The sequence below is a fragment of the Aquamicrobium terrae genome (assembly GCF_052978165.1).
In genome coordinates this window covers 439,621-452,735 of sequence record NZ_JBRKLZ010000002.1, presented here as the reverse complement: position 1 = coordinate 452,735, position 13,115 = coordinate 439,621, and the positions used below count along the sequence as shown (strand labels likewise).

Below are 13,115 nucleotides of genomic sequence, written 5' to 3'. Positions count from 1 at the left end.
TTGACCACCGTCCAGCCGACCATCCTCAACAGCCTGCCGGAGCTGGTCGCCGTGCGCCATGATCTGCATGCGCATCCCGAACTCGGACTGGAGGAAGTGCGAACCTCGAATCTGGTGGCACGGCAGCTAGAGGCGATGGGCTACAGGGTCACGCGCGGGCTGGCGCGGACCGGCATCGTGGCGACGCTGAGCAACGGGACCGGCCGCCGGTCGATCGGCATCCGCGCCGACATGGATGCCTTGCCGATCGCCGAAGAAACCGGACTTGCCTATGCCAGCAGGATGCCCGGCCTGATGCATGCCTGCGGCCATGACGGCCACACCACCATGCTGCTGGGCGCCGCGAAAGCGCTTGCAGAGCGCCGGAACTTCAACGGCACCATTCATCTCATATTCCAGCCGGCCGAGGAAAATGTCGGCGGCGCCAGGATCATGGTCGAGGAGGGGCTGTTCGAGCGCTTCCCCTGCGATGCGGTGTTTGCGCTGCACAACGAGCCGAACCTGCCTTTCGGCCAGTTCGCCTTTCGGGAAGGGCCGATCATGGCCGCCGTCGACGAGGCCTTTATCAAGGTCCGCGGTTCGGGTGGCCATGGAGCGGAGCCGCAGGCGACCGCGGACCCGATCGTGGCGGGCGCATCGATCGTCATGGCGCTGCAATCGATCGTCTCGCGCAACATCCACCCACTCGATCCGGCGGTCGTCACCGTGGCGGCCTTTCATGGCGGGGCCGCCAGCAACGTCATTCCCTCGACCGCCGACATCACCGTCGGCATCCGCTCCTTCGACCCCAGGGTGCGCGACGAACTGGAGCGCCGCATCGGCCTCATCGCCGCGCGGCAGGCGCAGAGCTACGACATGACGGCGACGGTGGACTATCGGCGCAGCTACGATCCGACGATCAACCACAAGGCCGAGACGGACTTCGCACGCAGCCTCGCCCGGCGCTTCGCCGGGCCTGAAAAGGTGGTCGACCTGGAGCGGCCCTTCATGGGCAGCGAGGACTTCGGCTATATGCTCAAGGAGCGGCCGGGAACCTATTTCTTCCTCGGCGGCGCACGGGCGGGAAACAGCCACCCGCTTCACCATCCGGCCTATGATTTCAACGACGACCTGATCCCCATCGGCGCGGCCTTCTGGACCGAGCTTGCCGAAACCTATCTGAAGAGCGAATGATGCCTGCTGTCTACGAATTCAATTCCGCCATCGTCCGTAAGCCCGGCTCCTCGGTCGTTCAAGGGCTGCGGGCCGACGATCGCGGCAACCCGACCTACGAAGGCGTGCTTGCCGAGCACGATGCCTATGTGGAGGCCCTGCACTCCGCCGGTGTCGAGGTCACGGTTCTGCCGGCGCTGGAGGCCTATCCGGATGCGATCTTCGTCGAGGACCCGGCGCTGGTCTTTCCCGAGGGCGCGCTCCTGCTGCGGCCGGGCGCGGAAACGCGTGCCGGCGAAACCGCCGAGGTCGAGCCGATACTGCGCTCCATGTTCGCCACGGTGATCGACCGGCCGGCGCAAGGATTTGCCGAAGGCGGAGACGTGCTGACGACGCCGGATGCGGTGATGATCGGGCTTTCCGCTCGCACCGACAGGGCCGGCGCCGAAGCGCTCGTGGCGGGGCTCAACAGGCTTGGCCGGCGCGGCAGGATCGTCGAGACGCCGAAAGGCGTCCTGCATTTCAAGACCGATTGTTCGCTGCTCGACGAGGAAACCGTCCTTGCCACCCACCGCCTTGCCGGGTCGGGCTTCTTCACGGGGCTGCGCGAGATCGTCGTTCCCGAAGGCGAGGAGCCGGCGGCCAATGCGCTGCGCGTCAACGGGGTCGTCTTCGTCGGTTCCGATTATCCCCGGACCATCGACCTGCTCGACGCCAGGGGCTACAAGGTCGTTCCCCTGAAGACGAGCGAGATCGGCAAGATCGACGCCGGCCTTTCCTGCATGTCGCTGCGCTGGTGGCAGTGAGGACCCTGGAGACAGTCCCACCCTCAAAGCCGGTCGGCGCGGCAGCATTGCCTTCTTCCTGCTTCAGATGACCTTGCCGGGGTTGAGGATGCCGTTCGGATCGAGAGCCGTCTTCATCCGTCGCATCAGCTCGATCTCGGCAGCGCTGCGCGAATAGCCAAGATAGGGCCGCTTGAGCGTGCCGATCCCGTGCTCGGCCGAAATGGAGCCGCCACGCTGCCTCACCAGTTCGTAGGTGATGCGGCTGACCTCGGCGGCAGCTTGGTCGGTGCATGTCGGCACCGAGACGGCGACATGCAGATTGCCGTCGGCCAGATGACCGTAAAAGGAGATGTGGGCGTCGGGGAAGCGCCGTGCGAGACGCTGGCCGCAGGTTTCGGCGAAATCGCCCAGCCGGCCGATCGCCATGCTGACATCGAGGTTGATCAGCCCGGGAAGCAGGCGGTCCATCTGATGGCCCTCGCGTACTGCCCAAAAACTGTCCCGCTCCTTTTGCGACTGCGCGATGAGGGCGTCTCCGATCAGTTCTTCCTCCAGCGCATCGGCAAGGAACGCCTCGAACCGATGGGCGTCCTCTTCCGCTCCCTGCTGTTCGAGGAGGACGGTGAGGGAAGGGCGGTCAACGAAGTGGCGGATGCGTTCCGCCTCCTCGTTGAAACGGACATAGCTCTCCCACATCACCTCGAAGGCGGACAAGCCCGGCAGCGCAGCCTGCGCCCGCTTGAGCAGTTCGACGACATGGCCATAGCTGCGCAGCGCACAAAGCGCGGTATGGCACGCCGCGGGGGCAGGGCGAAGCCGCAGCACGGCGCGCGTCACCACGCCCAGCGTGCCTTCCGAACCGATGAAAAGCTGGCGCAGGTCGTAGCCGGTGTTGTTCTTAACGGCCTTGTTGAGGGAGGTAATCACGGTGCCGTCGGCCAGCACCACTTCCAGGCCCAGCACATTCTCGCGCGTCTGGCCATGGCGCAGCACACGGATGCCGCCGGCATTGGTGGCGACGATCCCGCCGATCTGGCACGATCCGCGCGCGCCGAGGTCGATCGGCAGCAGGAAACCGGCCGCCGCCGCGACCGACTGGGCGGATTCCAGAACGGTGCCGGCACCCACCGTCATCGTGCCCGACGCCTCGTCGATCTCTTCCACGCCTGCAAACCGCTCCAGCGACAGCGCGATGTCGTCTGCGCGCGGATTGGCGCCGCCCGCCAGCCCCGTCAGGCCACCCTGCGGCACCACGGACTGGCCGGCCGCGTTGCAGATGCGCAAGGCGGCGGCAACCGCCTCCACCGTGTCCGGCCGCAGGACGGCCCTCGGCAGGCATGAGCCGGTGAGACTGGCGTCGGAGCGGTAGCGCGCGCCGACCGCATCGCCCGACAGCAAGGCGCGAGGGCCGAGCGCGTCGCGCAGCGCAGCGATCACGGCATCGCCACCGCCTGTCAAGTCAGGCCTTCTCGCGCCGCAGCGCCTGCGCCATGCAGTGGATGCCGCCGCCGGTCTTGGAGATCTCGTCCGTGTCGACCGCCATCACGTCGAAGCCGCGCGCCTTCAACTGGGCGATCAACGTCTTGCTGGAGGTCGGTGCGATCACGCGGTCCCTGCCCAAGGACATGAAGTTGCAGCCGAGCGCCATCGTATCCTGGAACGGAACGTCGATGATCTCATGGCCCTTGCCCTTCAGCCAGTCGACGATGCCCGGTTCGGTGCAGGCAAGGCATACGGCCGTGAGCTTCTCGGCAATCGGTACCACCATCAGGTCGATATGGACATAATATTCATCGATGAAGGCGAGGCGGGTTTCCCAGCCCTCCTTCTCGAACCACTCCTGCACCTGGCGCGCGCCTTCCTCCTGCGTGCGGGCGCCGCCGCAGCCGATCAGCACGCACCCTTCCTCGATGACGTTGAAATCGCCGCCCTCGAAAGTGCCGGCGGTCACCATGTCGTAGATCGGGATGCCCAGCTTCTCGTAGGTGCGGATCGCGGCAAAGTTCTCGCCGCGCCGCCACCAGTTGGCCATGGCGGTGATGATGGCGCCATAGGGCGTCATGACGCTGGAGTCGCGCGCATAGACCTGCATCGGCAGTTCCGGTGTCGGTTCATGCCAGTGCACGCGCACGCCGAAATGCTCATAGGCGGCGACAAGGTCCTTGTGCTGCGCCTGCGCCGTCTGGATGTTGCAGGGGGCCTCGCGCAAATGCTTGCGCGACAGCGAACTGGTGGCCAGGTGCCGCAGATAGGCGGGCGATCCGAGCAGGACGTCGGTCAGCACGTCGGTTTCATTGGTGAAGCCCCATTTCTCCAGCGGCGGCGTGCCGCCCTGCGGATTGCGGCGCTGGAGCGTGAAAGCCTCGTTGGGCGCATGCACGTTCATGGCTGTCTCCTCTTCAGTTCGAAGCTGTAGGTATCCACCAGTCGCGACCTCGCACGGTCTCGACATATTCGGGCCAGCGGAAATGAATGGGCGGATCGTAGTCGCACAGCGGCGCGATCCACTCCGAGCCGCCGATGCCGCCGCCGGTACGGCGCACGAACTCGTCCATTGCCGCCTCGCGTGTCGCATCGTCTTCCAGCAGACGCAGCGCCGACAGCGCCAGTGTCTTTGCGGCGCATAAAACCGTCGGATCGATGGTTTCGGGAATGCCGCCGAGCGCGTTCATCGCCCAGGCCGAAGGCAATGTGCCTTCCACGTGCCGCAGGGCCGGACGCGCCACATAGAAACGTGCCGTCGGCGCATGCCAGCACATATCGGTGTAGTCGTCGGAAGTGGAATGCGTTTGCGAAGGCGGCAGATCACGGCGCAGGATCGCCTCCGCTTCCTGCGGTGTGATCAACCGCCCGCATTCGGGCAGGAAGGGTACGTCGCTGGTGCGGCCGACATCGTTGGTCTGGATCTCGCGGGCGATGGCTATGGCGCGTTCATCCCAGCGCGGCGGGCCGACCTGCGACAGAGCCTCGAAGACGGTGTTGGCCATGACGTGGTTGGCAAGGCCCGGCCGCGACTTGCAGACCCAGTGGCGCTCGAACCTGCAACCGGTCATGGCTGCGGCCGCCGCGGCGTTGCGGTCCAGCATGGCCATCGCCTGCTCGGCCATGGCAATGGTCGGCACGCGAAGCATGTACTGGATCTCGGCAATTCCGGCCGGCAGATTGTCGGCAGTCGCCTGCCCGGCGGTCAGGATCGCCTCGGAGAGCGACCAGCCGCCCTGATGCGGCAGCATCGAATCCCTGAGCGCCTTGGACGACATGTACATGGTCATCAGCGCATCGTTCGCGCCGGGCGCGCGGACGGCCGAGTGGGATTGCGGGATGGGCGTGCCGCCCGCCCCGGCTTGCAGCCAGCGCTGCGGCTCGTCGCAGACGAAGCGGTAGATCATCGACCAGGCGGCGCCGCAATGCGTATCCCAGCGTGCCGTGTTGCACAGCGGCAGCATGTAGAAGGGATGGAAGGACAGCATCGCCGCAAGGCTATCATAGTAGCCCTTGGCGGCATGGATGGGCTTCGATCCGCGCACCTTCTCGGCCGGTTCTCCGGTGAAGCGCAGCGTGCCGCCGATGCCGTGCCGCTCCATGGCCGCCTTGGTGGCCAGAAGGCCGCCCAGGCCGGCCATCCCCAGCGCGGAATGGGGATCGGTGTGGCCGCCGGCATGTTCCGACAGCCCTGGGCGCGGCCGTTTCACGGTGGCCGCGTCCTGGCAGTTGCCGGGCACCGCGTCATATTCCGCATACATGCCGATGGTCGGTCCGGAGCCGTTGGACCAGTGGGCGCAGAAGGCGGTGGGCATGCCGCCCGAGCCTTCCTCCACCGAGAACCCCTCGGCTTTCAGCCGCTCGACATACCAGGCGCTGGATCGATACTCGCGCCAGGCCGTCTCGCCAAAATCGAAGATCGTCCTCGTCCAGACCGACAGGTTCCGGCGATTGGCCTCCACATGGTCGAGCGCTGTCTGCTGGGCTGAGCTGATCACGGCATATCCCTCCGCTTCAGAAAAGCAGTGAACGCCGTCGTCAAAAAGTGATATGTTTTTCCTGTTTTTACAAATTCCATTCACCTGAGGCGTATGTGCGAATTCCTTCGACCCAGGCTCTGAGGGCTCTCGACAGCTTTGCCCGCCATGGCAGCGTGTGGCGGGCGGCCGATGAGCTGAACCTGACGCGCAGTGCGGTCAGCCACCAATTGCGCCTGCTCGAACGCGATCTGGGCTTCGATCTTCTGGAGCGCGTCGGCAAGCGGGTGGCGCTGACGCCGCGTGGCCGCCACTACGCCAACGACGTGCGCAAGGCGCTCACGGTGCTGGGCGATGCCACGGGCCGCCACGCCGGCAAGGGTGTGGGCGGAACGTTCACGGTAAGCTGCACACCGGGTTTCGCCTCGCTTTGGCTCTGCACGCATATCGGCGATTTCCAGAGGACCTATCCGGACGTATCCTTGCGCATCGTCACGCCGCGACGGCTGGACGAGGTGAGCAATCCGGAAGTGGACCTGTTCATCGCCTTCGGTGACGGAAACTGGCCGAACCGCGCGGTCGAGCTGTTGTGCGAGGTCGAGTTCGCGCCGCTGTGCAGCCCGGCGCTCGTCAATCGGATGGGGGGGTTCTCCAGACCGGTCGACCTGTTGCGCGCAACGCTCCTGCATCTGGGTGATACGGAGGACTGGTCGCGCTGGCTGGCGATGCACAAGATCGAGAACCCTAATCCGGATGCGGGAATTATCTTCTCCGATATGAACCTGGTCATGTCGGCGGCGATAGCCGGGCAGGGCATAGCGCTGGGTGACGAACTGACCGGCCGCAGGGCCCTGATCGACGGCCGGCTGGCCCGACCGTTCGACCGGTCCATCAAGTCGCCGCGCTCCTATTTCCTGGTGCATGAGCACACCAAGACAGGACATCCGGTGCTCGGCGCCTTTGCGACCTGGATCACGACTCAACTGAACGATGCGGAGCAGACGCCCTATGGCTGAAACGCCGTGAAAGGTGAATGGAATTTGCCGATCGGACGAAAATAATTCTGTTGTGGAAGGGCGGTGCACTGGCTTACGCTTTTTTGTGCAGCGCAAGGAGGCAGGATGCAAAAGTCTCGCCGAGCAGCGGAAATAAAAGCCTCGGGAATTGGCAAGAGCTTCGGCTCTTTCCAGGCGTTGAAAGATGTCGCCATCGACATCGGCCGGGGGGAGTTTCTGACCCTGCTGGGGCCTTCCGGTTCGGGCAAGACGACCTTTCTCATGATCCTCGCCGGCTTCGAGAAACCCACCACGGGCAGGCTTGTCAGCGACGGCGTGGACATCACCAACCAGCCGGCCGAGAAACGCGCTGCCGGCATGGTGTTCCAGGGTTACGCCCTGTTTCCTCACATGACGGTTCGGCAGAATGTCGCCTTTCCGCTGAAGGTGCGCAAATGTCCGGCAGAGGAGATGAAGCGCCGCGTCGACGAGATGATCAACCGGGTCGGCCTGACGGCGCATGCCCACAAGCATCCGGCCCAGCTTTCCGGTGGCCAGCAGCAGCGCGTGGCGCTGGCCAGGGCCCTGGTGTTCGAGCCGGGCGTGCTGCTGCTCGACGAGCCGTTTTCGGCCCTGGACAAGAGCCTGCGCACCCAGATGCAGGACGAGATGAAGCGGCTTCACAAGGAAACCGGAACCACCTTCGTCTTCGTCACGCATGACCAGAGCGAGGCGCTGGCACTGTCGTCGCGCGTGGCGATCTTCAATCATGGCGAGTTGCTGCAGGTCGGTGCACCGCAGGAGGTCTATGACCGCCCGGCAAACCGCTTCGTCGCCGAGTTCCTCGGCGAAATAAACCTGCTCAAGCTCAAGGACGTGCGTCACGACGGCGGAAAGGCTGTCGGGACATGCGAGGACCGGACGATCCAGCTCGACGGCACCGCCTACCGACAGAGGGGCGATGCCCTTCTGGCGATCCGGCCCGAATATATGTCGATCGCCAGCGAAGCGCCCGGGACCGGGAACGCGATTGCCGCCACGGCGACCATGTCGACCTATCTCGGGTCGGCCACCAAGCTCGATCTTGCCACGCGCGACGGTTCGAAGCTTTCGGTTTCCGTACCCAACGAGATCGCTGCCGCCGCCCTCGGCAGCGGCAATTCCGTCTGGCTGACCTGGCCTTCGGAGAAAGGTTTCCTTTTGGCAGGATAGGACCGGCTTTCAACAACAACGATAAAAGGGGAATACGATGGAAAAGGAACTGACCACACTGCAAGCGCTGACCGCCCGCGCAAGGCGTGGCGAGATATCGCGGCGTGACTTCACCATACTCGTCGCGGGTCTCGTGGCCAGTGCGCCGCTGCTGCGTTCGACGCAGGCCTATGCGCAGGCGAGCGAGCTTGTCCTGGTCAACTGGGGCGGCGACGCCATCACGGCTTACGGCGAAGCCTATGGCGAGCCCTTCACCGCAGAAACCGGGATCGTGGTGAAGATGGACGGCTCCGGCCCGACCGAAGGCGCCGTCGCCACCCAATTCAAGAGCGGCAAGCCGACCTGGGACCTCGTCGACATCGATCCGTTCTCGGCCATCGCGCTCGGCAAGCAGGGCATGCTGGAGCCGATCGATTATGCGGTCGTCGACAAGTCGAAGTTCCGTCCGGGTTTCGGCTGGGAGCACGCCGCCTCGACCTATTTCTTCTCCTATGTCATCGCCTACGATTCGGCGCAGTTCGAAACGGCGCCGACCGGCATGGCCGACTTCTTCGATGTCGAGAAGTTCCCCGGCAAGCGCTCGCTCTACAAATGGGGCGCGGCGATGTGGGAGGCCGCACTGATGGCCGACGGCGTTGCGCCGGATCAGCTCTACCCGCTCGACCTGAAGCGCGCCCATGACAAGATCGCCGCGTTCAAGGACAACGTCATTTCCTATTGGGGCGGCGGCGCCGAAAGCCAGAGCGTGCTTCTGAACGGCGAGGCCTCCATGGCCATCATCTGGTCGACGCGCGGATCGCTGATCGAGCAGGACTCCGGCGGACAGATCAAGTTCATCTGGGACCAGGGCATCATTTCGCCGGGCGCGCTCTCGGTCATCAAGGGCAATCCGGGCGGCAAGGAAGCCGCGATGAAGTTCATTGCCAGTACGCAGGACCCGAAAAAGCAGCTTGTCATGTTCGAGAAGCTGGGCCAGGGACCAGCCAATCCCGAGGCGGACGGGCTGATCGCGGAAGATCGCAAGCGCTTCAATCCGGTCGATCCGGCCAACATGGAAAAGCAGGTGGCCATGAACATGGACTGGTACGCCGAGAACTACGGCAAGGCGCTCGACGAATACACCAAGATCATATCCGCCTGAACAGCGCCTGAGGGACCAGGATGAGGGGGATCGGAAACAACTGGAAGGGCGCGGCGCTGATGATGGCGCCGCTGCTCCTCTTCCTTGGCCTTTGCTATGCCATCCCCTTCTTCGGCGTGGCGCGCTGGAGCGTGACCCTGCCCGAGCCCGGCCTTGGCCAGTATGCGGTGCTGGTTTCCGATCCGCTGGTGCAATCGGTGTTCATGCGCACCTTTCGCATCTGCATTGCCGTGACGGTCGTTTCGGTCGCCGCGGCCTATGCCATTTCGGTTGTCTGGGTGCGCGGCACGCCCTCACAGCGCATCTTCGTGGAATTCTGCATTCTCATCCCGTTCTGGATCTCGGTGCTGACCCGCGCCTTCGGCTGGGTTGCGCTGTTGTCCAATCGCGGTCTCATCAACACCTGGCTACAGGCGATCGGCGTGATCTCGCAGCCGCTTGCGCTGGTGCGCAACGAATTCGGCGTCATCGTCGGCATGTCGCATTTCCTCATCCCGTTCGCGGTATTCCCGATCGCGTCCGCCATCCGCTCGCTCGACGAGCGCGTGCTTCTTGCCGCGCGCGGCATGGGCGCCAGCCGTACGCGCATCTTCTGGACCGTCTTCCTGCCGATGACACGGGCCGGCATCGTCGGGGCGGCCCTGATTGTCTTCGTCTTCGCCCTCGGCTTCTTCGTGACGCCGGCCATTCTCGGCGGCGGCCGCAGCGTGATGATCGCCGAACTCATCTACCTGCGCATCTTCCAGAGCCCTGATTGGGGGCTTGGCGCGGCGATCAGTGTCGTTCTGGTCGTTGCCGTGGGCGCGCTCATGGCTGTGGTGATGCGTTTCGTCAACCCGAGGCGGATGGTATGATCAGCTATCGTCCCGGTCCCGTATCGCTGCTTCTGGCGCTGCTTGTCGCAGCCTTCCTGCTGCTGCCGCTGTTTGCGGTGGTGCCGGTTTCCTTCACGCCCGGGCGCATGCTTGCCATGCCGACCGGGCAGTGGTCGCTGCGCCACTACCAGACCCTGATCAACGATCCGCGGTGGCTGGAAAGCATCCTGCTTTCCCTGCGCATCGGTATCGTGACCAGCCTTCTGTCCACGGTGCTTGCCGTCACTTTCGGCTTGGCCATCTGGATGTTCCAGCCGCGCTTCACGGCACTGCTTGTCGGCTTCGTCATCCTGCCGATGATCGTGCCGCCGGTCGTCTCGGCCATCACGCTCTATTTCCTGCTGACGACTCTGTCCGGGCTGGTGCCGGCAATCGGCTACGACACATGGCTGGGCGTCGCGCTGGCGCATACGGTCATGGCCGTGCCTTTCGCCGCCGTGATGATACTGGTGGCGCTGAGCCAGGTGGATCGGAACATCGATCTCGCCGCCCGCGGGCTTGGCGCCAGCGTCTGGGAGCGCGCAACCAGGGTGATCCTTCCCAACATCAGGTTCGGGGTGGTGACGGCGGCTCTGCTGTCCTTCATCCTGTCGTGGGAGGAAATCGGCGTCACCCTGTTCGTCACCAGCGTCAACGCCATCACCTTGCCGAGGCTGATGTGGATGGGCCTGCGCGACAACATCGATCCGGCGGTGGCGGCACTGTCGGTCATCCTGATCCTGATCACGCTTGCCGTGCTCATCCTGCGTGCCGTGGTGCAGTATCGCCGCGCTCCGTCAGATCGCTGAGGCCACCTTTACCGCTTCGTAGATCGCTTCCTCGGCCGTGCGGGGGATGAAGCAGTCGCCGATGATGTGCTGCTCGCCCCGAAGGCCTGCGAGCGCATCCGAAAGCGTCATGTCCGGCGCATGGCCCTGGCAAAGCACGAGCGTGTCGATGTCCTCGATGATGAACGGTTCTCCGCTGGCGGTATGCTGGAGGTAGACCGTTCCCGTATCGCAACCGTAGAGGCGCGCATAGTCGATGACCTCGACGCCGAAGCGATGCAACGTCGCCATCGATAAGAAGCGCACATAGGACGGGATCGACTTGCCGGCCATCTCGCTCGACACCGCCAGCTTGACGACACTGCCCTGCCGCGCCAGCAATTCGGCGATGCCGATGCCGATCCAGTCGCACCGCCAGTCGGACACCAGCACCGAACGCCCGACCGTGACCTCACCCTTGAGCACCTGCCAGGCGTCGACGACCTGGATTTCGCCTTCCTGCACGAAATCCGGCCGATAGGGCGTGGCGCCGGTTGCCATGATCACCACATCGGGTGCCTCGCGCTCTACCAGGGCACGGTCGACCCTTGTGCCCTTGACGACACGCACCTGCGACAGTTCGAGTTCGCGCAACAAATTGGTCACCAGCCCTCCGAATTCGGATCGACCCGGTAGCAGCTGGGCCAGCAGTGCCTGGCCGCCGAGCCTCGGGCTGGCCTCGTGGAGCGTGACGTCATGACCACGCTGCGCGGCGATGATCGCCGCCTTCATGCCGGCCGGCCCGCCGCCGGCGATGAGGATGCGCTTCGGCCGCGCGGCAGGTATCAGAGTGCCGAATTGCAGCTCCCGGCCGGTCGCCGGATGCTGGATACAGGAGATCGGCACGCCTTTCTGGAAATGGCCGATGCACGCCTGGTTGCAGCCGATGCAGGCGCGGATATCGTCCACGCGGCCCTCCAGCGCCTTGTTCGGCATTTCCGGATCGGAAATCATGGCGCGCGTCATGCCGCACATATCCGCCTGTCCGGCCGTAAGCACAGCCTCGGCCTCCTGCGGCTGGTTGATCCGCCCGGCAACGAACACCGGTATGTCGACCCGGCTTTTGACCAGCCCGGCAAAAGGGGCCAGATAGGCGTTCCTGACACTCATCGGCGGCACGATATGCACCGCGCCGCCGGCCGTCGCACTGGTTCCGGCAATGACGTTGAGATAATCCAGCTCGGGCGCCAGCGCCTCGATGACGGCCAACGTGTCCGTTTCCGTCATCCCGTCCGGGTCCATCTCGTTGCCGGATATGCGCAGGCCCAGGACAAAGCCTTGCGGTGTCTTGGCGCGAATGTCGGCGATCACCTCACGGGTGAAGCGCAGGCGGTTGTCGAACGAGCCACCATAGTCGTCCTCGCGCTTGTTCACCCGTTCGCTGAAGAACTGGGCCGGCAGATAACCGTGGCTGGCGACGATCTCGACACCGTCCAGCCCGGCTTCGGCCATGCGCCGGGCCGCATCGCCGAAGCCGGAGACGATGTCGCGGATCATGGCATGGCTGAGCGGACGCGGGATGACGAGGAACCGCTCGCTCGGCGACACCGAGGGCGCGTAGGCGATCGGCGCCATGCCGCCCGCCGCCTCGACGATTTCGCGGCCCGGATGGAAGAGCTGGCCGAACACGGCGGTGCCGTGGGCATGCAGCCTGTCGGCAAGCCTGCGATAGCCGGCGATCGCATGATCTTCCGTCGCCATCAGCATATGCGTGGTGTAATGCGCGGTTTCGTGCACGCCCGAGACCTGCAGCACGATCAGGCCGGCGCCACCGGCCGCACGGGCCTCGTGATAGGCGATGAGTTCCTCATTCACCGTGCCGTCCGTCGGCAGCATCGTATCGTGCCCAGTGGACAGGATGCGGTTGCGGATGGTGACGTTGCCGATGGTGATCGGCTCGAACAGATGCGTGAACATTCTTCATCCTCCCGACGCATCTAAACAAAGGTGGGGCGTGGATTGAAGCGGCCAGTTGCCGAATACGGTTTGGGACATCGAATTCGTGGAAGGCCGGACGCCGGTCTCAGCCACCCCTATCTGCATATCGACGGCCCTGGATATCGGTCCGGCATGCGTTTGACCGGATCGCCCGAGATGCAGCCGACGGGGTCTTTCAGATTCGCTCCTTACGCTTTAACTCATTATTTTCATGCATACCGTTGTCCTGAAAGCACTTCTGACTTTCGG

Annotated in this window: 11 protein-coding genes; 7 read left to right on the top strand and 4 right to left on the bottom strand. The window is 64.5% G+C overall.

Features of this window, described 5'->3' with window-relative positions; translation table 11 throughout:
* Together ACVCNR_RS19375 and ACVCNR_RS19370 are read left to right on the top strand one after the other, a co-directional pair.
* Window positions 1-1,173, top strand: coding sequence for a M20 aminoacylase family protein (locus tag ACVCNR_RS19375; RefSeq protein WP_447076121.1), 1,173 nt, complete (start codon window positions 1-3; stop codon window positions 1,171-1,173).
* The gene (locus ACVCNR_RS19370) at window positions 1,170-1,958 is read left to right on the top strand and encodes a dimethylarginine dimethylaminohydrolase family protein (RefSeq protein ID WP_447076119.1); all 789 of its coding nucleotides are present in this window, start codon (window positions 1,170-1,172) and stop codon (window positions 1,956-1,958) included. The genes ACVCNR_RS19375 and ACVCNR_RS19370 overlap by 4 nt, the downstream gene beginning before the upstream one ends.
* Before the next feature lie 63 nt (window positions 1,959-2,021).
* On the opposite strand, the gene ACVCNR_RS19365 is transcribed toward ACVCNR_RS19370, so the two are convergent.
* From ACVCNR_RS19365 to ACVCNR_RS19355, 3 genes are read right to left on the bottom strand one after another with little or no spacing between them, the layout of a single operon-like run.
* On the bottom strand, window positions 2,022-3,398 hold the full coding sequence (locus ACVCNR_RS19365; protein WP_447076118.1) for an FAD-binding oxidoreductase: 1,377 nt from the start codon (window positions 3,396-3,398) through the stop codon (window positions 2,022-2,024).
* Window position 3,399: 1 nt separating this feature from the next.
* The gene (locus tag ACVCNR_RS19360) at window positions 3,400-4,326 is read right to left on the bottom strand and encodes a dimethylarginine dimethylaminohydrolase family protein (RefSeq protein WP_447076116.1); all 927 of its coding nucleotides are present in this window, start codon (window positions 4,324-4,326) and stop codon (window positions 3,400-3,402) included.
* 13 nt (window positions 4,327-4,339) lie between these two features.
* Window positions 4,340-5,920 (bottom strand): zinc-binding metallopeptidase family protein, encoded by a 1,581-nt coding sequence (locus tag ACVCNR_RS19355; protein ID WP_447076115.1) that lies wholly within the window; start codon window positions 5,918-5,920, stop codon window positions 4,340-4,342.
* A 95-nt stretch (window positions 5,921-6,015) separates the two neighbouring features.
* Here ACVCNR_RS19355 and ACVCNR_RS19350 point away from each other — a divergent pair, with 95 nt between their 5' ends.
* From ACVCNR_RS19350 to ACVCNR_RS19330, 5 genes are all read left to right on the top strand, one after another.
* The gene (locus ACVCNR_RS19350; RefSeq protein WP_447076113.1) at window positions 6,016-6,915 is read left to right on the top strand and encodes a LysR substrate-binding domain-containing protein; all 900 of its coding nucleotides are present in this window, start codon (window positions 6,016-6,018) and stop codon (window positions 6,913-6,915) included.
* 105 nt (window positions 6,916-7,020) lie between these two features.
* Window positions 7,021-8,106 carry an ABC transporter ATP-binding protein gene (locus ACVCNR_RS19345; RefSeq protein ID WP_447076111.1) on the top strand — a complete coding sequence of 362 codons (1,086 nt, stop codon included), beginning with the start codon at window positions 7,021-7,023 and terminating at the stop codon, window positions 8,104-8,106.
* A 37-nt stretch (window positions 8,107-8,143) separates the two neighbouring features.
* A complete protein-coding gene (locus tag ACVCNR_RS19340; protein ID WP_354193785.1) occupies window positions 8,144-9,247 on the top strand; it encodes an ABC transporter substrate-binding protein in 1,104 nt (367 codons plus the stop codon).
* Window positions 9,248-9,267: 20 nt separating this feature from the next.
* Window positions 9,268-10,101, top strand: coding sequence for an ABC transporter permease (locus ACVCNR_RS19335; protein ID WP_447076109.1), 834 nt, complete (start codon window positions 9,268-9,270; stop codon window positions 10,099-10,101).
* Window positions 10,098-10,910: an ABC transporter permease gene (locus ACVCNR_RS19330; RefSeq protein ID WP_354193787.1), complete on the top strand. Its 813-nt coding sequence runs from the start codon at window positions 10,098-10,100 to the stop codon at window positions 10,908-10,910. Before ACVCNR_RS19335 ends, ACVCNR_RS19330 begins: the two co-directional genes overlap by 4 nt.
* On the opposite strand, the gene ACVCNR_RS19325 is transcribed toward ACVCNR_RS19330, so the two are convergent.
* Window positions 10,899-12,845 carry an oxidoreductase gene (locus ACVCNR_RS19325; protein WP_447076107.1) on the bottom strand — a complete coding sequence of 649 codons (1,947 nt, stop codon included), beginning with the start codon at window positions 12,843-12,845 and terminating at the stop codon, window positions 10,899-10,901. The genes ACVCNR_RS19330 and ACVCNR_RS19325 overlap by 12 nt on opposite strands.
* Between the last annotated feature and the right edge of the window lie 270 nt (window positions 12,846-13,115).

Excerpts from the sequence above, each read along its gene's own strand:
- ACVCNR_RS19370 (WP_447076119.1), top strand. The coding sequence starts at position 1,170 with ATGATGCCTGCTGTCTACGAATTCAATTCCGCCATCGTCCGTAAGCCC.
- ACVCNR_RS19360 (WP_447076116.1), bottom strand. The coding sequence starts at position 4,326 with ATGAACGTGCATGCGCCCAACGAGGCTTTCACGCTCCAGCGCCGCAAT.
- ACVCNR_RS19345 (WP_447076111.1), top strand. The coding sequence starts at position 7,021 with ATGCAAAAGTCTCGCCGAGCAGCGGAAATAAAAGCCTCGGGAATTGGC.
- ACVCNR_RS19340 (WP_354193785.1), top strand. The coding sequence starts at position 8,144 with ATGGAAAAGGAACTGACCACACTGCAAGCGCTGACCGCCCGCGCAAGG.
- ACVCNR_RS19335 (WP_447076109.1), top strand. The coding sequence starts at position 9,268 with ATGAGGGGGATCGGAAACAACTGGAAGGGCGCGGCGCTGATGATGGCG.
- ACVCNR_RS19330 (WP_354193787.1), top strand. The coding sequence starts at position 10,098 with ATGATCAGCTATCGTCCCGGTCCCGTATCGCTGCTTCTGGCGCTGCTT.
- ACVCNR_RS19325 (WP_447076107.1), bottom strand. The coding sequence starts at position 12,845 with ATGTTCACGCATCTGTTCGAGCCGATCACCATCGGCAACGTCACCATC.